We start from the raw sequence: 22,779 nt of genomic DNA, 5'->3' as shown, positions 1-22,779 counted from the left end.
TCTCCCTGCGCTACGATTGTGACAAAAGGGGTGTCACAAAAAAGCAATCGTTTAACTCCACGCGGACAAATCGGTGTAACAGAATTAAGGCAAACGATTATCCAGCCTTACTGACGGGATTTTCAACTTAACTTTTGCCCTTTTCGCGGAAAATGTGCTCAGCTGATGAATTAATCGCCTCGTAGTGCGCAAACGTTATCGTCAATGCGCAATTTCGCAACAAAATAGCAAACTGCCGACGCGTTTTTCACCCGCTTGCCTGAACGGCGATCACGTGCCGGGGATCTCAAAAGGCCCACCCTGATTTAGCGCTCTCTGCCAGGCCGGGCGCGTCTGAACATTTTTCATCCATGCCTGAGTGTGCGGCATATCGTTCACCTCGCCTCGTGCCAGGAGCGCAGCCACGGGGAAACTCATCTGAATATCTGCCGCACTAAACTGCTGCCCGGCAAACCACGCGTTCTGATTCAGGTGATCTTCAATAAAGCGGGCATGAGTGGCGATTTGCTTGTTGAGCCAGGCTTTCTGCACGCCTTGCCCCAGCGCCTTCCCCAGCGGACGCAGAGGCCAGGGAACCGGCGCTTTGCCGAGGCTGCCAAAAACCAGCTTCATTAATAACAGCGGCATCAAGGACCCCTCCGCGTAATGCAGCCAAAAGCGGTACTGGATCTTGTCGTTAATCGCCACCGGCTTCAGGCGGTTTTCGCTATCGTAGGCTTCCTGAAGATACTCAAGAATCGCACCGGACTCAGCGAGGATATGGCCGTTATCTTCAACAACCGGTGATTTACCTAACGGATGAATTTTTTTTAATGCCTCCGGTGCGAGCATCGAGGGTTCCCGCTGGTAACGTACGATCTGGTAGGGTTGCTCCAGCTCTTCAAGCATCCAAAGGATGCGCTGGGAGCGAGAATTATTGAGATGATGAACCGTTAGCATGCGGTAACCTTTTGTTTAGCCAGTTGGAGTAACTATAGGAAAGCCGCCCGCGCATCACATGTCAAAAAAATGAACAAAAAAAGACCGATTGACCTTGCAAAGTGAAGGGGGCTGCCTACACTTAAATTGTCAGTGCAGACCGGAACCTCCAAAGTCAGTGTGTAAGTGTTATTGAGGGGCGCTGATGTCGGGGGAAACCCTCCTGTCAGAACGGGATAGAGCGAAAGACAAAGACCGGAAAACAACTAAAGCGCCCTTGTGGCGCTTTAGTTTTTCTCAGGCTACTGACGATTATCTTGTGAGAAAGAAACTTCAGCTAGCCGCACCTGTAAACCAGGAAAATCAATTCATTGATTTTTCAATCTTCCAACAACCGCGCACCTGTGCCCAGCTCACCCAGCTTGTCCCCGGGGTTACGCAGCGGGCATTCCGCTCCGGATAAACAGCCGCAGCCAATACAGCCATTCAGTTCGTCACGCAGCGCGGTCAGCGTATCAATGCGGTGATTCAGCTCCTCGCGCCATTGCGACGAAAGCTTCTTCCAGTCGTTTTTGTTGATCGAATGCCCGTCGGGCAGCACGCCAAAGGCATCGCCCACGGTACTGAGCGGAATGCCGATGCGCTGGGCGATTTTGATTATCGCCACCGTTCGTAGCACATCACGTTGATAACGCCGCTGATTACCTGAGTTTCTCGTACTATTAATTAGCCCTTTGCTTTCATAAAAGTGAAGCGCGGAGACGGCCACGCCGCTACGCTTCGCCACTTCACCTGGCGTCAGCAGCGTTTTTATTCGGGGCAATTTCTTTTCCATAATGCTCTTTACCTCAAGTTAACTTGAGGAATTATACTCCGGGTCAACGAAACTAGCTAACCCGGAAATGAGGACGACTCATGGCTCACCAGGACATCATTTATACGTTGACTGAATGGATTGATGAACATATTGACCAGCCACTGAACATCGACGTGGTGGCGAAAAAATCAGGTTATTCAAAGTGGTACCTGCAACGCATGTTCCGTACCGTGATGCACCAAACGCTAGGCGACTATATTCGCCAGCGCCGTCTACTGATGGCCGCCACGGCACTGCGCACAACCCAGCGCCCAATTTTTGACATCGCGATGGACTACGGTTACGTCTCGCAGCAAACCTTCTCCCGCGTATTCCGTCGTGAGTTTGATCGCACACCGACGGATTATCGCCATCAGGCCTGAGCAGGGGCTACCGAAGCAAGCTTGATGCCGCCTGGCGTGTACAGCCAGGCGATAAATTCCTGCGGAGGGAGGGCTTTTGCAAAATACCAGCCCTGACAGTACTCCACGCCGTGCTCCACCAGCCAGGCAACCTGCACCTCGGTTTCTACCCCCTCGGCGATGGTCGTCAAATTTAGGCTGTGGGCAATATCAATAATGTGCTCAACCAGTAAATGACTGGCGCGTTCGCTGACGACGGAATCAATGAAGCTTTTGTCGATTTTTAGAATATCGACGTTAAGATACTGCAGGTTATGCAGATTAGAATAACCAGTGCCGAAGTCATCTATTGCAACCTTAAAGCCCGCGTTGCGGAATTCCTGAATAACCGGTCTGGTTTTTTCAACATCTATAAACCCGCGCTCGGTGACCTCGATTTTTATCTGCCCAGGCCGAATATTATAGGTTTTAATTCGCTCGGAAAGTACGGTTATTAAGCGCGAGGAGTGAAAGTCGGATGCCGAAAGATTAATTGAAATATAAAGTCCCGGATGGTCGGCAAGAAACTCGCCAAAATCTTTAAATACGGCATCAACAACATAGTCCGATATTTTATGAATCAGGCCTTCGGATTCTGCCAGCGGAATAAACGTTCCTGGGCTGATGGTTTGACCGTTAAAATTAACCCACCGCAGTAGTGCTTCTGCCCCCACGCAATAGCCGTTTTGAATATCAATAATGGGCTGATAGTGCAATTGTAGCTGCTTTCTGGCCAGAGCCCTTAATAGCATGCGGCGCGGTGAATTTAACTGCTGACGGGTACGAGACCACATCATTAAAATCAACAGGCTGCAAATAACACCTAGCGGAAGCGTCAGCGTAAGCTGGTGATACCACTGGCGGTTAAACAGAGTTTCGGACGTTGAGACAATCACCGCAATCGGTCTTTTAGCCGACTGGTCGATAGTGTAAAAGCGGTCATCCTGAGTAAACGTTTTTTCTTTGCGCAGAATAAAACGATGCAACAGATCGCTGTCAGCCCCCGGACTCAAAGAGAAAAAGCTGCGGGTCACCGTGTCGTACACCCCGTAAATCAGCGAGTCATCTTCGGACAAGACTTCTGACCAGCTAAGCGGGTTAATCACAGCCATATAATTCCCGCGCTGCATATAGGTCATTTTATGCCCGGCATAAAACGGCGTATCCAGATAATAATAAATGGCGACGTCAGGTTTGCGGGTATAAGAAGGCAGCGGAGCAGGCAGCGATTTTAAAGGCTTATAGCTGGTAGAGCACAGCATCTTATCGCCTCGGATGTAAATTAAATCTTCGACAAATAGTTTACCACGCACGATATCCAGCATATTTGCCATATGTTTAGGGCTGCATATTTCCCCTGAAAAACGTTCTGCCTCGCTGCGGGCCTCATTAACATGGGTGATAACAATTTCCGTTTTTTCCATCACCAATTTGCCGAAAGAGTGCAGATGCTGTTGGGTGTCGCTGGTTGCGCGCACGTGGGCAAAATAGATCGCCAGCATTATCGGCAGGCAAACCATCAGGACAAAACCTGAGGTACGCAACACCTTTAGATAAACTCGTCTCACCATGATGCTCACATGACCCTGCTTTTATGCGCCTGTTTTATGCCTTACCGGAACAACCTGATGACCGTCGATTACGTTGCATCATAAATCTGGCTTTAGCAATAGCCTTCAGCCGTTAACTCTGCGGAAATTAATTTGCGCAACAATGAGATAAGATTAATAGGGAAGCCGTTTAGCTTAAGATTTCACCTGCCGCACTAATATGAGTTTTTCTGGGGCTAAAGCAGCAGGGAATGATTATTTAAACGAAATTGTGGTAAACCTCAGATAAACAAAACGTTCACACCTCTTCCACCCCATTCTGCATAAAAATGCCGCTCGCCGACGCAGCAAAGCGGGCAAAAAACCACCACGAAGCTGGCGATTTAACGCACAAAGGTGATAAACTTCACATTACCAGTGCAACAGAAAAATAAATTGCAGCTTTTGAGGAACAAGGTTCATGGCAACAATCACTACCGGCGTTATTTTGATGCGCTGGCCGCTGCTCAGCGCGATTTTGATGTTTTTGGCAAGCAGTTTAAATATTCAGTTTCGCCGATCGGACTACCGCGCATTAGCCATTGTGAGTAGCGGCCTGGGGATTGCTGCCTCTTGCTGGTTTGCCATGGGGCTGCTTGGTCTGACGCTCGGGGACTTCCCTGTTATTTGGGCTTCGTTTAAAACGGGGCTGGTTGATATCATCGCCCGAATGCCACCGGAATGGCCAACCATGATGCCTTAACAGTCTGTCAGGAAGAAAAACCGCCCTCGTTGGCGGTTTTTTTATTTTCAGGCTTCACACAACAAAGCCATATTCCAGCAATATTTGCCGTGCGGTATTCGAAGTCAGAAAAGCCCGCAACGGCTCCGCTCGTGCATCGCACAACGCCAGTCCATAATCTGCCTGGATATTGTAAAGCGACGGGATCTCAAACACCCGCAGTTCCCGGTAAGACTTTAGCGCTTCCGCGTAGCTTCGATAGCCAATAACAAGGTCGGCCTGCCCGCTACCAATCAACCATTCAGCAGCAAGCTTACCGGCAGGCACCGTCTGCGTCTCCGGCCCACCCACTAAAGACCTGGCTCGCGACTGCAATTCGACGCCAGTTTCAGCCTCTACTTTCGCAAAAAACTGCCAGGTGTAATCTCCTGAGGGATCGCTCCCCGGCGTAGATGTGCCAATACGCAGCGCCGGATTAGCCAACAACGTTAACCAGGTGCTGTGCTCATCAACGCAGTATGCCGCCGCCGTCAGGCAAAGCGCATTTCCGGCAAACCTCTGAACCGCCAGCGCTTTGCCCTGTGCCAACAGCGTCTGAGGGTGCGCCATGTTCGCCGAAGCAAACAGAGCGCAGTTTTCACCGGCTTCGATACGCGCTCGCAGCATGCCCGCAGGCGCAAACTGCGTCGCCGTTAAGATACCGGTTTGCCGCCCGAACTCCGCCATAAGCGGCGGCCAGACTCGCCTCAAACTGCCCGCTGCCAGCACCTGCAAAGGCATTACTCCACACCTTCATAATGCGTACGGTAAAAACGCTGATACCAGCTGTCGGCCACTTTCTTCATATCAATATCTTTGAATTTGGCCGGATAGAGTTTTTTCGCCATCCACAGTTCACCGATGGCCATCGCTTCCGGCATCGGGTAGCCCCAGGCTTTGGCGTATTCCGGCATCAGCCAGACCTGATGGTTTTTCACCGCATCGATCGTTTGCCACTCGGGTTTGCTGACTACCTCATCGACCACTTTCGGATAACGATCCTGTACAAAGATCGCCTGCGGATCCCAGGCGATCACCTGCTCCATCGACACCTGCTTAAAGCCTTTCACGGTTGATGCCGCCACGTTTAGAGCGCCCGCGTGAGCCATCATCAGGCCGGTATATTTCCCGGAACCGTAGGTCGTCAGATCGGGGTTAGCCATATAGGCTCGTACCCGCTGGCTCTCCGGAATGTCTTTCAGGCGGTCGCTGACCAGCCTGCGCTCGGCAAAGGTGGCGTCGATAAGCGCCTTCGCCTGCTTCTCCTTATTAACCACTTCGCCAATCAGCTCGATGCCCTCTTTCAGGCCGAGATTGTAGGCCTGCTCTTCATCATTCATAGAAGGGTTCAGCTTGTCCTGCTCGCCCGTCGCATCGTGGCGCAGCGAAATTGCGATAACCGGGATGCCAAGCTTGCTGATGCTGTCGATCATCTCTTTTGGCGCATAGTTGGTCACAAACACCGCCTGAGGGTGCAGCGCCACCAGCTTTTCGGTGTTCACACTGGTTAAATCACCCAGCTGGGCTTTGTGCTCAAGCTCTGGAGCAAGCCGGGCATAGCCGCTGCCAAGCTGCTGCTTCCAGTTAGCAAGAATGCCGACTACCTTGTCGGTCGCGTTCATCTGCACCAGCAGATTGAGCGTTTGGTGCTGAAGCACTACCACGCGGTCAACCTCATCGGGGATAGTGACTTGGCGGCCAAGCTGGTCGGTGATGGTGCGGTTCGCCAACGCGGCGAGCGGGGAAAGTACTAACAATGCGCCTAATGTCAGGCGGCGAGTCAATCGGTTCACGGTAGGAGTCCTTATGATCGTTGTGTATAAAAATATACAGCGACGACTCCCCCGCGCCCAGCGATTTTAAGGGGTAGAGACTGAGCTGGATCAAGCGAGGCCCCGTTCTTGAATCCGGCTTCCCGTCTTAGCGTGCACAAAAAGTGAAACCCCAGTTGCCAATGAATGTCCCGGGGTAATTTTTTGTTTTTAATTATTTCCAATCGCCAAAATCTGGTCTGTCCAGACCGTTTCGATACGCCAAATTAGGCCTTTAAGGGGGCTTTTTTTCCTGCCATTGCCAATAGTTAAGAGATCGGATGTCTGGATACCGGTCAAAAGCATCTCCAACCCATTGATTTAAAATTAAAAAAAACGGAAAAAATTAATCGTTGAGCGGGGGGGTAAAAAGCCATATATTGGCGGCGTTTTATGCACCCTAAACGACATTTATACTCTGGATAATTCGAGTTTCAACTTGAAGCATGACGAGTATTGTTTACTTAATTCAGCCGCTGCGCGCATGCCGACGGTTGTAGGAGAGATATGATGACGGATAAAGTCCGTATTGATACTTTAGATGCACAATCTGCAAACGCTACCAACGAAACCTATTTGGCACGACAGGCTGAATTCGAATCGAATGTCAGAAGTTACCCGCGCAAATTACCGTTCGCTATAGCCAAAGCCCAGGGCGCCTGGATCATCGACGTTGAAGGTAACCGTTACCTTGACTGTCTGGCCGGTGCGGGCACGTTGGCGCTTGGTCACAACCATCCTGACATCCTGCAAAGCATCCAAAACGTCATTACCAGCGGCTTGCCGTTACATACTTTGGATCTGACTACCCCGTTAAAAGACGAGTTCTCAGAATACCTGCTCTCTTTACTGCCGAGCCAGGGTAAAGAATATTGCCTGCAGTTCTGCGGCCCATCCGGCGCGGACGCGGTAGAAGCCGCTATCAAGCTGGCCAAGAAACACACCGGCCGCAGCGGCGTTATTAGCTTCTCCGGCGGCTACCACGGGATGACCCACGGCGCGCTGTCCGTAACCGGCAACCTTTCTCCGAAAGCGGCCATCAACGGCCTGATGCCGGAAGTTCAGTTCATGCCATACCCGCACGAGTACCGCTGCCCGCTGGGCATTGGCGGTGACGCGGGCGTGAAGGCGCTGACCTACTACTTCGACAACCTGATCAACGACGTTGAAAGCGGCGTGCGCAAACCTGCGGCCGTGATCCTCGAAGCCGTACAGGGCGAAGGCGGCGTGAACCCGGCGCCTGCCGAGTGGCTGCAGCGCATCCGTAAAGTGACCAAAGAGCACGGTATCGTGCTGATCATCGATGAAGTTCAGGCTGGTTTTGCCCGTACCGGCAAGCTGTTCGCCTACGAACACGCCAGCATTGAGCCAGACATCATCGTGATGTCCAAAGCCGTTGGCGGCGGTCTGCCGCTGGCCGTGCTGGGCCTGAGAAAAGAGATCGATGCCTGGGAACCCGGTCACCACACCGGCACCTTCCGCGGCAACCAGCTGGCGATGGCAACCGGCCTGACCACCCTCAAGTACCTGAAAAACAACAACGTCGCTGACAAAGTTGCCGCGCAGGGCGAATGGCTGAAAGGCAAACTGATCGCGCTGCAGAAACGCTACCCGGCTATTGGACACGTTCGCGGCCTGGGCCTGATGCTCGGCATTGAGATCGTCAAGCCAGAAGAAGCACAGGATCATATGGGTTGCTATCCCGCTGACGGCGCGCTGTCTGCTCTGATCCAGAAAAAATGCTTCGAAGCGGGCCTGATTCTGGAGCGCGGTGGCCGTAACGGCTGCGTGCTGCGCCTGCTGCCATCCCTGCTTATCAGCGACGACGAGCTGGAAATTTTCCTGAGCAAATTTGAAAAAGCCTTGTTAGCCGCTGGCGCAAAAGCTGTCTGACTGGAGTAATAAATATGTCCCGATCTCACCCGATTCTGGCCTCCTCTGCGCAGAGCATTGAGGAGTACCAGCAGGCGATCGCCCAGACCAGCCAGGCCGTAGTGGAATGGCTGCAGCAGCCCCAGATGTACCAGGGCAAAACCGTCGCCGAGCTGAAAGAACGTATTCAGCTCGACTTCAATCCTCAGGGCTTGGGCAACCAGGTCGCGATTGAACGTGCGATTGAGTACTTCTTAAAAGACAGCCTGCTGGTGCATCACCCGCAGTGCGTGGCGCATCTTCACTGCCCAAGCCTGGTGGTTAGCCAGGCCGCGGAAGTGCTGATCAACGCCACCAACCAGAGCATGGACTCCTGGGATCAAAGCCCGTCAGCGACCATCATCGAGATGAAGCTGATCGAATGGTTGCGCGCACAGGTAGGCTACCCGGCTGGCGATGCGGGCGTGTTCACCAGCGGCGGTACCCAGAGCAACCTGATGGGCCTGATGCTGGCGCGTGACGCTTACTTTGCGCGCCAGGGTCACTCCGTCCAGCAGGATGGCCTGACCGGCGACATCCGTAAAATCAGAGTCCTGTGCTCTGAAAATGCCCACTTCTCCGTGCAGAAAAACATGGCGCTGATGGGCATGGGCTACCAGTCAGTCACGCTGGTGAAAACCGACGAGTTCGCCCGCATGGACGTTAACGACCTGGCGGCGAAAATCGCGCAGGCGAAAGCGAACGGCGAGCAGATCATGGCTATCGTCGCAACCGCCGGTACCACCGACGCTGGCGCTATCGACCCGCTGCGCGACATCGCGAAGCTGGCCGCTGAGCACCAGATTTGGGTACACGTTGATGCAGCCTGGGGCGGCGCACTGCTGCTGTCGGAGAAGTATCGCGATTACCTGAACGGCCTGGAGCTGGTGGATTCCGTTACTCTGGACTTCCACAAACAGTTCTTCCAGACCATCAGCTGCGGTGCGTTCCTGCTGAAAGATGCTCGTCACTACGAGCTGATGCGCTACCAGGCGGCCTACCTGAACTCCGAGTTCGACGAAGAGCAAGGTGTGCCGAACCTGGTGTCTAAATCGCTGCAGACCACCCGCCGCTTTGACGCCCTTAAGCTGTGGATGGGCCTGGAAGCGCTGGGCCAGAAACAGTACGCCGAAATCATCGATCACGGTGTGACCATGGCGCAGAACGTGGCGGCTTACGTGGCTGACCACGCTTCGCTGGAGCTGGTGATGCAGCCGCAGCTGGCAAGCGTGCTGTTCCGCTTCCGCCCGGCAAGCCTGGCTGGCCGCAGCGACGCTGAAATCGCGCTGCTGAACCAGAAAATTGGCGATGCGCTGCTGGAGTCTGGCCGCGCGAACGTCGGCGTGACCGAGCATAACGGCGTAACCTGCCTGAAGCTGACCCTGCTGAACCCGACCGTCACTCTGGAGGACGTAAAAGTCCTGCTGGCGCTGGTTGAGAAAACCGCAGAGCCGCTGCTGAACGCATAATTTCTTGCGTATGAAGAAAAGCCGGTCGCGAACCTTCGCCACCGGCTTTTTTATTATTCAGCTAGCTTCGCCCACAGCCACTGTTCTACATCCTGAACGTGAATATTTCTTGTGAAATTATAGGTTTTTTCCATCGGCCACCAGACTCCCTCGCCGCGCGCAAAGGCAGTACGGTAGCGCAACATGACGTCATCCGGATGATGGCTAAGATCGTCCCGTAAGTCCGGCAGGCTCAGGACCGCTTTGCTAAACGGCTTGTCGCTGGTGCGCTCGACAATATCAGCCAGTCTGCCATAGGTAAGCGTTTCACTGGCAACAAACATCACCTGGTTAACCACACGAGGCTGTTCGAGATAAATGGCTGTCGTGAGCCGACCGATATCTTCCGGTGAGGTTACGGTGACCTGAGTCTCCCAGCTGCCCAGCGCATTGATGGTTTGTTTGCCAAGATTGACAACGTCAAACTCGGGCTCAAACAGGAAGCTGGTGAACATACCTGTCGAAACAATTACCCACTCGGTCACATCCTGGCTGCGCAGCAGCGTTCTGACATCATGCTGTTCATCCCACACCGGCTGGCCACTTCCTTTGCCAACCACATCGTAATCCACACCAAACTGCCACGGAAAATAGCGGCTAACGCCTGCCTGAATAACCGCGTAGGTAATTTTAAGCTGCGTCCCTGCACCCGCCACAAATCCCATACAGTTGATGACAGTGTCAAATTGCTTAAATAGTGAAACCAGCGACTCACTGCAGCTTTCCGTGATATCAGGGGCGATAAAATCGACACCGGCTTCAGCATATTTTTGGTGTGTAGGAGAAGTGGGCTTCCCACTTGCATCCAGGGAGGCCGGGGAAACGCTTGCGGTTATTGAACGCCCCAATGGTGTAACTGCCGGCAACAGCGCATCCAGCATCGCCGCGCCGAGTTGTCCCACTCCAAGCACCAATATTTTTTCATCTTCTTTTGCGATGTTATTTCTCACAGTCTACCTTCAGCCTTTACGGGCGGCGTTATTGCTGCCCTGATGAAAAGTCTACTGCTGCTCTATGCTGCCGATAAGTCATCGGGTTTGGGTTAGACTATTCGTTTAAATGGCACAATCATTCTGTGTGAGGCACTGTGGATAAACTTGAAGCGATGCGCGTATACAGCCATGTGGTCGAAACGCGCAGTTTTGCCAGAGCAGCAGAGGCTTTAGGCCTACCAAGATCGAGCGTCTCCCGTACCGTTAAAGACCTTGAAACCTGGCTTGGCGTACAGCTCTTGCAGCGCACGACCCGTAAGCTGAGCGTCACGGCGGATGGCCAAAGCTATTACGTCGAGAGCAAAAAAATCCTCCGCGAGATCTCCGTTCTGGAGTCATCCTTTCCCGGCAGGAGTGGCCAGCCGAGCGGGCGGTTTAAGGTTGGGATGCCTCAGTCGCTTGCCAGACATTGCATCCTCCCGGGCATCGCAGAATTTATTCAACGCTACCCGGAGCTGGAACTCATTTTATGCTCAAGTGACCGGGTGGTTGATTTAATCCAGGAAGGGTTCGACTGCGTTATCAGAACGGGTACCATTGAAGACTCAACGACCCTGGTTGCCCGCCAGATCGCGCGTTTCAGGTGGTCGGTACTGGCATCTCCGCAATATATTTCTCAATACGGAAGGCCGATGGCCTTAGAGGATCTGCAAAAACATCATGCCGTGGGATATTTAACTCACAAAACCGGGCGTACTACGGAGTGGCTTTTTGGCGATGAAGGGAAAGAGATTACCGTGCGTATGAAAGAAATTCTGATTGTTGATGACACTGACGCCTATATTCAGGCGGGGCTTCAGGGCCTCGGTCTGATCCGCGTGGCCAGTTACCTTGTCAGCGCTTATCTCGAAACCGGTCAGTTGGTCGCCTGCCTGGAGAACCATGCCGTTGAGATGCCGCTGTCTCTGGTTTACCCGCAAAGCCGCCATACTTCACCGGCGGTGCGGGCGTTTTATGACTGGAGTAAAACCACGCTGGAAATGCCGAACAGGCTAGTTAGTCATTTTCTTATCCTTACCTGACTTAACCCCTTGAGCAGTATTATCATTTTTTAAATCAACGATATTCGCCGTTTGCTGTGGGGTATTTAACAAACTGGCTTGTCCGATAAATACGCCGCCTTTTTTAACCGCCAGGCTGACATAGCTCAGGGTGCCATCAATACTGCCATTTTCGCAAACATCAATACTTTCAGCCTGGCAAGTCCCTTTTATCTGCCCATCAACAATGAGCTCCCGGCTTCGGATATTTCCCTCAACCAGTCCATTACGCATGACTTTAACAATCCCTTCCCTGGATTCAATATTCCCGGTAATGGTGCCATATACGTAAACCATTCCTCCTGCATTAATATCCCCCTCAAAACGCACTCCGCTGGCAATGACCGTATTCGCAGGCTTATCTTCCTGTCCAGGAGGATTGCTTTCAGCGACAACAGTATTTTCTTTAACGGTAGGAAGTAACAGATCGGCTGACTCTGGAATATTCACACCAGCACCACCCACTCTAAGTTTCCTGAACATTTTGATGATCCTTATATTAAGAATATGGAGGGTAAAAAAGAGAAGCATAAGCAAAAAAAGAACAACGCTAACAACATCATAGTGGCAGTACCAGGCAATCAGCGTCAGTATCCAGAAAATAATACCGGAATTTAAGAAGATATGACTTCGTTCGTCCACGTCACGATTCATTAGGGATTCCATTCCAGACCAGGTATTCATTTATTTTGCGGCCGCTACAGAATGTCATTATTTTAAAAAATGGTAAATAATAGATTTAATGAATGAAATTGGGCCATTCATTATTTAATTGAATATATACTAAAATATAATGAGCTGGTGATACCCAAAGGATGGGTAGATATAATTAACTAAAAAATAACATTCCGGATATACAAAAAAAAATTAAAAAGCCCCTACCGGTTTCCCGGAGGGGCTGTAATAATCGAATCTTGTTGACGTTTCGCCGATCAGAACGGGATATCGTCGTCGAAGTCCATTGGTGGTTCATTTGACGGTGCTGGCGCGCTCTGCTGCTGAGGACGAGACTGCGCACCGCCGCTGAACTGATTACCGCCCTGTGGCTGCTGAGGCTGACCCCAACCGCCCTGCTGCTGACCACCGTTGCCGCCTGCTGGTGCGCCGCCACCCTGACGGCCGCCGAGCATCTGCATGGTGCCACCCACGTTAACCACGACTTCGGTGGTGTATTTTTCTACGCCAGCCTGATCGGTCCATTTGCGGGTTTGCAGTGCGCCTTCGATGTAAACCTGAGAGCCTTTACGCAGGTATTCACCGGCCACTTCTGCCAGTTTGCCGAACAGCACAACGCGGTGCCATTCAGTTTTTTCTTTGGTTTCGCCGGTTTGCTTATCACGCCAGGACTCTGACGTGGCCAGTGTAATGTTGGCAACGGCGCCCCCATTTGGCATATAGCGTACTTCCGGGTCCTGACCCAGATTCCCAACGAGAATCACCTTGTTTACGCCTCTGCTGGCCATGTTCGTGTCTCCTGAAACGGTTTTAAATAGTCTAAACCGGGGATTCTACACTATGCCACCCACAATGTTTATAGCTGCGAGGGACATTCCAGAATGTCGGCTAAGTATAGCTCGTTTCATTAAAACACTGGATATTCATTCAGGTTTTATTGTGTCATAATTAGCCGTTTCTGGCCGTCGGTTGTACCTCATATACATACCAGGCGCATGCAGTCATTATTCCGGGAAAGGTGAATGGATAAGATCGAAGTTCGGGGCGCCCGCACCCACAATCTCAAAAATATCAACCTCGTCATCCCGCGCGACAAACTGATTGTTGTCACCGGGCTTTCGGGTTCAGGCAAATCCTCACTGGCATTCGATACCCTGTACGCAGAAGGGCAGCGCCGCTACGTTGAGTCCCTCTCCGCCTATGCGCGCCAGTTCCTGTCGCTGATGGAGAAGCCGGACGTCGACCATATCGAAGGGTTGTCGCCCGCGATTTCTATTGAACAGAAATCCACGTCCCATAACCCGCGTTCCACCGTCGGCACCATCACGGAAATCCATGACTATCTGCGTCTGCTTTACGCCCGCGTAGGCGAACCGCGCTGCCCGGATCACGACATCCCGCTGGCGGCACAAACCGTCAGCCAGATGGTGGATAACGTGCTGGCGCAGCCGGAAGGCAAGCGCCTGATGCTGCTCGCGCCGATCATTAAAGATCGCAAAGGCGAGCACGCTAAAACGCTGGAAAACCTCGCCAGCCAGGGCTATATCCGCGCGCGCATAGACGGCGAAGTTTGCGATCTGTCCGATCCGCCCAAGCTTGAGCTGCAGAAGAAGCACACCATTGAAGTGGTCGTCGACCGTTTTAAAGTACGCGAAGATATCGCCCAGCGCCTGGCCGAGTCGTTTGAAACCGCGCTGGAGCTGTCCGGCGGCTCTGCCGTTGTCGCCGATATGGACGATGAAAAAGCGGAAGAGCTGCTGTTCTCCGCCAACTTTGCCTGCCCGGTTTGCGGCTACAGCATGCGCGAGCTGGAACCTCGTCTGTTCTCCTTTAACAACCCGGCCGGGGCCTGCCCGACCTGTGACGGCCTGGGCGTTCAGCAATACTTCGATCCTGACCGCGTAGTACAAAACGGCGAGCTGTCACTGGCCGGCGGTGCCATCCGTGGCTGGGATCGCCGTAACTTCTATTACTTCACCATGCTGCGCTCGCTGGCCGAGCACTATAAGTTCGACGTGGAATCCCCGTGGAACGAACTGAGCGACGCGGTGAAGAAAGTCGTGTTGCACGGCTCCGGCAAAGAAACTATCGAATTCAAATACATGAACGACCGCGGTGACACCTCCGTGCGCCGCCATCCGTTCGAAGGCGTGCTGCATAACATGGAGCGCCGCTACAAAGAGACGGAGTCTTCCGCCGTTCGTGAAGAGCTGGCTAAGTTCATCAGCAACCGCCCTTGTACCAGCTGCGAAGGCACCCGCCTGCGCCGTGAAGCGCGCCACGTGTTTGTCGAAAACACCGCGCTGCCGACCATCTCTGACATGAGCATCGGCCATGCGATGGAATTCTTCCAGAACATGAAGCTGAGCGGCCAGCGCGCGCAAATCGCGGAGAAAGTGCTGAAAGAGATAGGCGATCGCCTGAAGTTCCTGGTGAACGTTGGCCTGAACTACCTGTCCCTGTCCCGCTCGGCGGAAACGCTGTCCGGTGGCGAAGCGCAGCGTATCCGTCTGGCAAGCCAGATTGGCGCCGGGCTGGTTGGCGTGATGTACGTGCTGGATGAACCGTCCATCGGCCTGCACCAGCGCGATAACGAACGCCTGCTGGAAACCCTGATCCACCTGCGTAACCTCGGTAACACGGTGATTGTGGTTGAGCACGACGAAGACGCCATCCGCGCCGCCGACCATATTATCGATATTGGTCCGGGCGCAGGCGTACACGGCGGCCAGGTGGTCGCGGAAGGCACCATGAAGGATATTATTGCGGTGCCTGAGTCCCTGACCGGGCAGTTCCTGAGCGGCAAACGCGAAATTGCGGTACCGAAACAGCGCGTTGCCGCCGATCCGTCAAAAGTACTCAAGCTCTCCGGTGCGAAGGGTAACAACCTGAAGGACGTCACGTTGTCGCTGCCGGTGGGGCTGTTTACCTGTATTACCGGGGTTTCCGGCTCCGGAAAATCGACGCTTATCAACGACACGCTGTTCCCGATTGCCCAGCGCCAGCTGAACGGGGCGACCATCGCAGAACCGGCACCGTACCGCGATGTTCAGGGTCTGGAGCATTTCGATAAGGTCATCGACATCGATCAGAGCCCGATTGGCCGTACGCCACGTTCCAACCCGGCAACCTATACCGGCGTGTTCACGCCCGTTCGTGAGCTGTTTGCCGGCGTGCCAGAAGCACGTTCACGCGGCTATACGCCGGGGCGCTTCAGCTTCAACGTTCGCGGCGGGCGCTGTGAAGCCTGCCAGGGCGACGGCGTTATCAAAGTCGAAATGCACTTCCTGCCGGATATCTACGTGCCGTGCGACCAGTGCAAAGGCAAACGCTATAACCGTGAAACGCTGGAGATTAAGTACAAAGGCAAAAGCATTCACGAAGTGCTGGATATGACCATTGAAGATGCCCGTGAGTTCTTCGATGCCGTGCCAGCGCTGGCGCGCAAGCTGCAAACGTTGATCGACGTGGGCCTGTCCTACATTCGTCTCGGCCAGTCGGCTACCACGCTGTCAGGCGGTGAAGCGCAGCGCGTGAAGCTGGCGCGAGAGCTGTCCAAACGCGGTACCGGCCAGACGCTGTATATCCTCGATGAGCCGACCACCGGCCTGCACTTTGCGGATATCCAGCAACTGCTGGAAGTGCTGCATCAGCTCAGGGATCAGGGCAACACCATCGTGGTGATTGAACACAACCTCGACGTGATTAAAACCGCAGACTGGATTGTGGATCTGGGGCCGGAAGGCGGCAGCGGCGGCGGCGAGATTCTGGTCTCCGGCACGCCGGAAACCGTCGCCACCTGCGAAGCATCCCATACCGCGCGGTTCCTCAAACCGTTGCTGAAATAGTCAAACCGACAATTGCTGCCTGACTTGTTCAGGCAGCAATGTCACCGCCTGCTGATACGACGCATCCACCAGATAGTAAATTTGCGAGCCGGGCAGCGAGCCGTCCAGGTAGAGCGTGCTCCAGTGCGCCTTATTCAAATGGGCGCTGGGGAACACATCCTGATGCTGCTGACGCAGAAGCTCCGCCAGATCTGGCGTCGCTTTGAGGGATACCGCCGGGCGCTGATTCTCCGCATGCACCATCGCAAACAGCACATCGCCGACTTTGATTTGCGTTGCCTTCCAGTCGCTGTGCACACTCTGCTCTGCGCCTGGCTTCCTCATGCAGTACTCTAAAAGATCCGAATTCGTCATCTTGATTTCCTCGTCCTGAACGTTTACCGGAAGCATTCGCGGCAGGATTAAGTGTGCGCCAAAAGCGCATAACAGACGAGAGAATTGATTAAAAAAACGGCAATTCATTCACGTGAGCTGCCGTTTTTCCTGTCGGGATCAGTACTCGGAGTTGACGATAACCTCTTCACCAAACGAACCTGCTTTTGGCAGCGGCTGGTAGCTGGAGTTCGAAGCCCGCAGGATGCGAATCCCGCGGGCGCCCACTTCCTGCGCCGCGGTAATGTCGTTATCTGAATCGCCGTAGAAAATCTTGATTTTCTTTTCTTTCAGCCATTGAACCTTGGTGTTCTGGCCTTCTTTATCGCCGGCAAAAATCACCGGGTTCACGCTCGGCTCTGGGATCAGGAAGTCGCTTTGCAGGGTTTTGGTGACGGTTTCGGTTTTCGTCTGGCTGCGACCGGTCACAAAGTAAACGCTGTCGCCACGCTTGAGGTGCATGGTGATCAGGCTCTTCGCCACCTCTTTTGGCATGCTGAAGTCGTCCCAGCCGTTGTTCATTTTTTCCCAGAACGCGGGATTTTTCAGGTAATCCTGTTTGCCCGGTGAGAACTCTTTTTGCCCGCGGTAAAAGCCAGGGCTGGAAAACAGCACGGTATCGTCGATATCAAAGCCAACCGCGACAGGTTCACGGCCAAGCAGGCTGTTTTCAATTTGTGCCACGGAGACCCAGTGGATTGGCATCTGCTGCGCCAGCTGAGCAACGGTGACGCCAGGGTTAAGCGGAGCGGGTGCGGATTCAGTTGCCAGCGCGGCATGATTAAGGCCTACCAGCAGGCAGGCGGCACTGAGTGCCAGGGCGATCTTACGCATTGTTTTCCCTTTTATTTTCTGTTTTTAATTGTTGTTTAAATGAGCAGCCTTGCCATAAAACATTCCGACCATACCCGCCGGGGACCGATCTACAAAGGTTTTTTTCAGTTTAATGTCGCAGAAAACAGGCAGAGTCACAGAATGGCGGTGTGATTTCCTCTCCCTGTCGGGAGAGGAAAAAGGGAACGTTAAAAATCAAATATAGTTAGTGAGTGCTTACATTACAGCAGCAAACGCCTGCGCCACGCGCTGGACGTTGCCGTGGTTAAGACCAGCCACGCAGATACGGCCGCTGGCCAGCAGGTAAACGCCAAACTCATCGCGCAGGCGGTCGGCCTGAGCTGCGCTTAGCCCGGTATAGCTAAACATGCCGCGCTGTTTCACCAGGTAGTCAAAGTTACGCCCCGGCACGGCTTTGGTCAGAACGTCCACCAGCACCTGACGCATTTCCAGAATACGCACGCGCATGGTTTCCACTTCGGCAATCCAGCTGGCTTTCAGCTTCTCGTCATTCAGGACGGTAGCCACAACCTGCGCACCAAAGTTTGGTGGGCTGGAGTAGTTCCGGCGCACGGTCGCTTTCAGCTGGCCCAGCACGCACCCTGCGGCATCGCTGTCTTCACACACCACGGAAAGCCCGCCAACGCGTTCGCCATACAGGGAGAAGATTTTAGAGAAGGAGTTGCTCACCAGCATCGGTTGCCCGGAGGAAGCAATAGCGCGGATGGCATAAGCATCCTGCTCCATGCCCGCGCCAAAGCCCTGATAGGCAATGTCGAGGAACGGGATCAGGTTACGGGATTTAAGGATTTCTACCACCGCGTCCCACTGGCTGTCGGCCAGGTCAGAGCCGGTTGGGTTGTGGCAGCAAGGGTGCAGCAGCACGATGCTTTTCTCAGGCAGCGTATTCAGTTTTTCCAGCAGCGCGTCAAAGCGCACGCCGTTGGTTTCGCTGTCGAACCACGGATAGGTATTAACGGTAAAGCCTGCGCCTTCAAAGATGGCGACGTGGTTTTCCCAGGTCGGGTCGCTTACCCACACCTGCGAATCAGGGAAATACGTTTTCAGGAAGTCCGCACCGATTTTTAAGGCACCGGAACCGCCAAGGGTCTGCACGGTGGCAATACGACCTTCCACCAGCGCCGGATGATTGGCACCAAATAGCAGCGGCGCAATGGCACTGCGGTAGCCGTTCAGGCCTTCCATCGGTAAATAGAGAGAGGCGCCATGCGGCTGCGCGTTCAGGCGAGCTTCCGCTTCCGCGACGGCCTGTAACTGCGGGATAACCCCGTCTTCATTGTAATAGAGGCCGATGCTGAGATTGACCTTGTCGCTGCGCGGATCGACTTTAAAGCGTTCCATGAGGGAAAGGATCGGGTCGCCAGCATAGGCGTCAACTTTTTGAAACACGGTGAGGTTCTCCTGGTTTACAGTTCGCGGATTTCCACTGTAAACCAGGCGAGGACACTCAGTCCAGATACTTCATGGTCACCCTTGAAGTCAGGCGAGTGATAAGTTCGTAAGCACTTACATTTGAGTATTCAGCGATGCGTTCGACCGGCAAGCCATCGCCCCAAAGCACCGCGCTATCGCCCCAAAGCACCGCGCTATCGCCCGGTTTTTCAGCGGCATCCGGCCCCAAATCGACGCAAATCATGTCCATAGCGACGCGCCCCACGATAGGCACTTCGCGGCCATTGACCAGCACCGGCGTGCCGGACGGCGCGCTGCGCGGATAGCCGTCGCCGTAGCCTATCGCCACCACGCCAAGGCAGGTGTCACGCTCGGCAATCCAGGTACCGCCGTAGCCGACCGGCTCACCGGCTTTATGGCCGCGAACGGCTATCAGGCTTGAGGTCAGAGACATCACCGGCTTGAAGCCAAAATCCTCGCCCCACGGTTTTTGCTCCAGCGGAGAAACGCCGTACAGAATAATGCCGGGGCGAACCCAGTCCATGTGCGAGTCAGGCCACAGCAGAATACCGCCCGAAGCGGCAATGGAACGTTGCCCCGGCTTGCCTGCGGTAAAGGAATTGAAGATGTCGAGCTGACGCGGCGTGGCGTCGGATTCCGGCTCATCGGCACGGGCAAAATGGCTTACCACGTTCACCGGCTGGCTAACGTTTTTGCAGGCGGCCAGGCGCTGATAGAAAGCTTCCGCATCTTCCGGCCGTACGCCGAGGCGGTGCATCCCGGTGTCCAGCTTCATCCAGACGGTAATCGGCTGGCTCAGTTCGGCCTGCTCAAGCGCTTCCAATTGTTGAATGCTGTGGATTGCCGTTTGAAAATTTTGGGCGGCGATAACAGGCAGGTCTTCAGCATTGAAGAACCCTTCCAGCAGCAGGATCGGCTTGGTGATGCCGCCCTCCCGCAGGCGCAGGGCTTCTTCGAGACGGGCAACGCCGAAAGCATCGGCGTCTTCTAAGGTGCGGGCGGTCTCCAGCAGACCATGCCCATAGGCGTTTGCTTTCACGACTGCCACCATGCGACTGTTCGGAGCCAGTTCGCGCAGGCGTTGCAGGTTGTGTCGCAGAGCGCGGCGGTTAATGACGACGGTTGCCGCTTGCATGTTCGTTCCTTGCTCAATGTTTGGATTAAATTGTGCAAATCCTCTTAATCATTCAGGTCACAGCAAGGCGGCTTGAAAGATGACGAGGATTTTTTATTCTTCGTCGTACTGCGGCCCGGCGTAGTTATCGAAACGCGACCACTGGCCGTTAAAGGTCAGGCGCACGGTGCCAATGGGGCCGTTACGCTGCTTACCGATAATGATTTCCGCGATGCCTTTCAAGTCGCTATTTTCGTGGTAAACCTCGTCGCGGTAGATGAACATGATCAAGTCGGCATCCTGCTCGATGGAGCCGGATTCACGCAGGTCGGAGTTAACCGGGCGTTTGTCTGCACGCTGTTCCAGGGAGCGGTTAAGCTGCGACAGCGCCACCACTGGTACCTGAAGTTCTTTTGCCAGCGCCTTGAGCGAGCGTGAAATCTCGGCGATTTCCAGCGTACGGTTGTCGGACAAAGACGGCACGCGCATCAGCTGAAGGTAATCAATCATGATCATGCTCAGGCCTTCATGCTCGCGATAAATACGGCGGGCGCGGGAGCGAACTTCGGTTGGCGTCAGGCCGGAGGAGTCATCGATGTACATGTTGCGCTTCTCCAGCAGGATGCCCATGGTGCTGGAGATTCGCGCCCAGTCCTCGTCGTCCAGTTGGCCGGTACGGATTCGGGTCTGATCCACGCGCGAGAGCGACGCCAGCATACGCATCATGATCTGCTCGCCGGGCATCTCAAGGCTGAAGATCAGCACCGGTTTGTCCTGCAGCATGGCGGCGTTTTCGCACAGGTTCATCGCGAAGGTGGTTTTACCCATCGACGGACGAGCCGCCACGATAATCAGATCGGAACGCTGCAGGCCCGCGGTCTTCTTGTTCAAATCCTGGTAACCGGTGTCCACGCCCGTTACGCCGTCGTGCGGCGTCTGGTACAGGGACTCAATTCGGGAAACCGTGGCTTCCAGAATCTGGTCGATGCTTTTCGGGCCTTCGTCTTTGTTGGCGCGGTTTTCCGCAATCTGGAAGACGCGGGACTCGGCAAGATCCAGCAAATCTTCGCTGGTACGCCCTTGCGGGTCGTAGCCGGCATCGGCGATTTCATTGGCGACGGCGATCATTTCACGCACAACTGCACGTTCGCGCACGATATCGGCATAGGCGCTGATGTTAGCCGCACTTGGCGTATTTTTAGAGAGCTCTGCGAGATAAGCAAAACCACCGACGCTCTCGAGCTGGCCCTGAAGTTCCAGGGATTCGGAAAGCGTAATCAGGTCGATGGGTTTGCTCATTTCGAGCAGGCGCTGCATTTCAGTGAAGATCATGCGGTGCGGACGGCTGAAGAAGTCGTTGGCGACCACGCGCTCGGCGACGTTGTCCCAGCGTTCATTATCCAGCATTAAACCGCCCAACACCGACTGCTCCGCCTCAAGCGAGTGCGGCGGCATCTTCAGCCCTTCTACCTGACGGTCGCGGGGTTCTTTCGGTTTGTTGAAGGGTTTATTTCCTGCCATAGTGAGGGAGCTACCAAATTCATAGTGAGAGACCGGGAAGTATAACCATTCTTGTCCCTCTTCGACACAAGGAGTTTCCATGGCAACGCGCATCGAATTTAGCCAACACGGCGGGCCTGAAGTACTGAAAGCCGTTGAGTTTACGCCGAAAGATCCGGCGGAAAACGAAGTTCAGGTTGAGAATAAGGCTATTGGTATTAACTACATTGATACCTATATCCGCAGCGGGCTCTACCCACCTCCGGCGCTGCCGAGCGGGCTGGGCACCGAAGCCGCCGGCGTTATCAGCAAGGTCGGCAGCAGCGTCACTCACCTGAAAATTGGCGATCGCGTTGTTTACGCGCAATCCGGCCTGGGCGCCTATAGCAGCGTGCATAATGCGCCAGCCGATAAAGTCGCTAAAATCCCGGATGCCATCTCCTTCGAACAGGCCGCAGCCTCGTTTCTGAAAGGGCTGACCGTGTTTTACCTGCTGCGTAAAACCTACGAAGTTAAAGCCAACGAAATCTTCCTGTTCCATGCAGCCGCCGGTGGCGTGGGCTTAATTGCCTGCCAGTGGGCGAAAGCACTGGGGGCAAAACTGATTGGTACCGTCGGCTCGGCGCAAAAAGCCGATCGCGCCCAGCAGGCCGGCGCCTGGCAGACCATTAACTACCAGCATGAAAACATCTCTGAGCGCGTCAAAGCGCTGACCGGCGGCAAGAAAGTCGCGGTGGTTTATGACTCGGTCGGGAAAGAGACCTGGGAAGCTTCGCTCGATTGCCTGCAGCGCCGTGGGCTGATGGTCAGCTTCGGCAACTCCTCCGGCCCGGTTACCGGCGTTAATCTCGGTATTCTGAACCAGAAAGGTTCGCTCTATGTGACGCGCCCTTCGCTTAACGGCTATCTCACCACCCGCGAGGAATTCGATGAAGCCTGCAACGAGCTCTTTTCACTCATCGCCAGCGGCGTAATTAAGGTAGACGTTGCGGAAAACCAGAAGTTTGCGCTCAAAGACGTGGTGCTGGCCCATAAGACGCTGGAAAGCCGTGCGACGCAGGGTTCCAGTTTATTGATTCCGTAGAAAGAATTAGGGCTTCCCTTAGGAAGCCCTTTCTTTTTTGTTCGTGCTGTATGTAGGGTACAGCGCGATGAAGTCTTGTTACTGCCAAACGATAGTCGCAGATTTAATAAGTAATTGAAATGACGCTGCCGGGATTAAGTTCAGGCTTGTGATCGGCTCCGCAATACCCAA

General features: G+C 54.1%; 20 protein-coding genes. 7 read left to right on the top strand and 13 right to left on the bottom strand.

The features are described 5' to 3' along the window. Positions 1-270: 270 nt before the first annotated feature. Positions 271-939: a glutathione S-transferase family protein gene (locus tag VGM55_RS14745; protein ID WP_154188546.1), complete on the bottom strand. Its 669-nt coding sequence runs from the start codon at positions 937-939 to the stop codon at positions 271-273. Positions 940-1,297: 358 nt separating this feature from the next. Further along, positions 1,298-1,753, bottom strand: a complete 456-nt coding sequence (gene soxR, locus VGM55_RS14740) for a redox-sensitive transcriptional activator SoxR (protein WP_331635886.1) — start codon at positions 1,751-1,753, stop codon at positions 1,298-1,300. 80 nt (positions 1,754-1,833) lie between these two features. On the opposite strand from soxR, the gene soxS reads away from it, so the two are divergent. Continuing rightward, on the top strand, positions 1,834-2,157 hold the full coding sequence (soxS, locus tag VGM55_RS14735) for a superoxide response transcriptional regulator SoxS (RefSeq protein WP_038476622.1): 324 nt from the start codon (positions 1,834-1,836) through the stop codon (positions 2,155-2,157). Here the strand turns inward: soxS and VGM55_RS14730 are convergent. Then, complete coding sequence (locus VGM55_RS14730) at positions 2,148-3,746, bottom strand: EAL domain-containing protein (RefSeq protein ID WP_154188548.1); 1,599 nt, start codon at positions 3,744-3,746, stop codon at positions 2,148-2,150. The two genes, soxS and VGM55_RS14730, sit on opposite strands and share 10 nt — an antisense overlap. A gap of 439 nt (positions 3,747-4,185) precedes the next feature. On the opposite strand from VGM55_RS14730, the gene VGM55_RS14725 reads away from it, so the two are divergent. Continuing rightward, complete coding sequence (locus VGM55_RS14725) at positions 4,186-4,467, top strand: YjcB family protein (protein ID WP_154188549.1); 282 nt, start codon at positions 4,186-4,188, stop codon at positions 4,465-4,467. Between the two features lie 54 nt (positions 4,468-4,521). Here the strand turns inward: VGM55_RS14725 and modA are convergent, their stop codons facing one another. Together modA and VGM55_RS14715 are read right to left on the bottom strand one after the other, a co-directional pair. Further along, positions 4,522-5,226 carry a molybdate ABC transporter substrate-binding protein gene (gene modA, locus VGM55_RS14720; protein ID WP_154188550.1) on the bottom strand — a complete coding sequence of 235 codons (705 nt, stop codon included), beginning with the start codon at positions 5,224-5,226 and terminating at the stop codon, positions 4,522-4,524. Beyond that, complete coding sequence (locus VGM55_RS14715) at positions 5,226-6,278, bottom strand: ABC transporter substrate-binding protein (protein ID WP_331635885.1); 1,053 nt, start codon at positions 6,276-6,278, stop codon at positions 5,226-5,228. Before VGM55_RS14715 ends, modA begins: the two co-directional genes overlap by 1 nt. A gap of 525 nt (positions 6,279-6,803) precedes the next feature. Here VGM55_RS14715 and VGM55_RS14710 point away from each other — a divergent pair. Together VGM55_RS14710 and VGM55_RS14705 are read left to right on the top strand one after the other, a co-directional pair. Beyond that, on the top strand, positions 6,804-8,189 hold the full coding sequence (locus VGM55_RS14710; RefSeq protein WP_154188551.1) for a diaminobutyrate--2-oxoglutarate transaminase: 1,386 nt from the start codon (positions 6,804-6,806) through the stop codon (positions 8,187-8,189). Positions 8,190-8,203: 14 nt separating this feature from the next. Continuing rightward, positions 8,204-9,676 (top strand): pyridoxal phosphate-dependent decarboxylase family protein, encoded by a 1,473-nt coding sequence (locus VGM55_RS14705; RefSeq protein WP_154188552.1) that lies wholly within the window; start codon positions 8,204-8,206, stop codon positions 9,674-9,676. A 53-nt stretch (positions 9,677-9,729) separates the two neighbouring features. Here VGM55_RS14705 and VGM55_RS14700 read toward each other — a convergent pair whose 3' ends face one another. Beyond that, positions 9,730-10,665, bottom strand: a complete 936-nt coding sequence (locus VGM55_RS14700) for an aromatic alcohol reductase (RefSeq protein ID WP_331635884.1) — start codon at positions 10,663-10,665, stop codon at positions 9,730-9,732. 137 nt (positions 10,666-10,802) lie between these two features. On the opposite strand from VGM55_RS14700, the gene VGM55_RS14695 reads away from it, so the two are divergent. Continuing rightward, complete coding sequence (locus VGM55_RS14695; RefSeq protein WP_331635883.1) at positions 10,803-11,729, top strand: LysR family transcriptional regulator; 927 nt, start codon at positions 10,803-10,805, stop codon at positions 11,727-11,729. Here VGM55_RS14695 and VGM55_RS14690 read toward each other — a convergent pair. Both VGM55_RS14690 and ssb1 read right to left on the bottom strand, forming a co-directional pair. Further along, positions 11,700-12,401, bottom strand: coding sequence for a polymer-forming cytoskeletal protein (locus VGM55_RS14690; protein WP_331635882.1), 702 nt, complete (start codon positions 12,399-12,401; stop codon positions 11,700-11,702). The genes VGM55_RS14695 and VGM55_RS14690 overlap by 30 nt on opposite strands. Before the next feature lie 278 nt (positions 12,402-12,679). Beyond that, entirely contained in the window at positions 12,680-13,210 is a 531-nt protein-coding gene (gene ssb1, locus VGM55_RS14685) for a single-stranded DNA-binding protein SSB1 (RefSeq protein WP_008455813.1), read from the bottom strand. A 234-nt stretch (positions 13,211-13,444) separates the two neighbouring features. On the opposite strand from ssb1, the gene uvrA reads away from it, so the two are divergent. After that, positions 13,445-16,270: an excinuclease ABC subunit UvrA gene (uvrA, locus tag VGM55_RS14680; protein WP_331635881.1), complete on the top strand. Its 2,826-nt coding sequence runs from the start codon at positions 13,445-13,447 to the stop codon at positions 16,268-16,270. On the opposite strand, the gene VGM55_RS14675 is transcribed toward uvrA, so the two are convergent. From VGM55_RS14675 to dnaB, 5 genes are all read right to left on the bottom strand, one after another. After that, complete coding sequence (locus VGM55_RS14675; RefSeq protein WP_331635880.1) at positions 16,271-16,624, bottom strand: MmcQ/YjbR family DNA-binding protein; 354 nt, start codon at positions 16,622-16,624, stop codon at positions 16,271-16,273. 138 nt (positions 16,625-16,762) lie between these two features. Next, a complete protein-coding gene (aphA, locus tag VGM55_RS14670) occupies positions 16,763-17,476 on the bottom strand; it encodes an acid phosphatase AphA (RefSeq protein WP_331635879.1) in 714 nt (237 codons plus the stop codon). Between the two features lie 216 nt (positions 17,477-17,692). Next, the gene (locus VGM55_RS14665) at positions 17,693-18,886 is read right to left on the bottom strand and encodes an amino acid aminotransferase (protein WP_331635878.1); all 1,194 of its coding nucleotides are present in this window, start codon (positions 18,884-18,886) and stop codon (positions 17,693-17,695) included. Between the two features lie 58 nt (positions 18,887-18,944). Continuing rightward, on the bottom strand, positions 18,945-20,045 hold the full coding sequence (gene alr / locus VGM55_RS14660; protein WP_331635877.1) for an alanine racemase: 1,101 nt from the start codon (positions 20,043-20,045) through the stop codon (positions 18,945-18,947). Between the two features lie 93 nt (positions 20,046-20,138). Then, the gene (dnaB, locus tag VGM55_RS14655) at positions 20,139-21,545 is read right to left on the bottom strand and encodes a replicative DNA helicase (protein WP_008455821.1); all 1,407 of its coding nucleotides are present in this window, start codon (positions 21,543-21,545) and stop codon (positions 20,139-20,141) included. A gap of 79 nt (positions 21,546-21,624) precedes the next feature. Here dnaB and VGM55_RS14650 point away from each other — a divergent pair, with 79 nt between their 5' ends. Then, positions 21,625-22,608 (top strand): quinone oxidoreductase, encoded by a 984-nt coding sequence (locus VGM55_RS14650; RefSeq protein WP_331635876.1) that lies wholly within the window; start codon positions 21,625-21,627, stop codon positions 22,606-22,608. Positions 22,609-22,779: the final 171 nt, after the last annotated feature.

Source organism: Cedecea sp., from assembly GCF_036500665.1.
Taxonomy (GTDB): Bacteria; Pseudomonadota; Gammaproteobacteria; order Enterobacterales; family Enterobacteriaceae; genus Cedecea.
The sequence above is the reverse complement of the archived record's forward strand: the minus strand, read 5'-3'. Positions and strand labels throughout refer to the sequence as shown.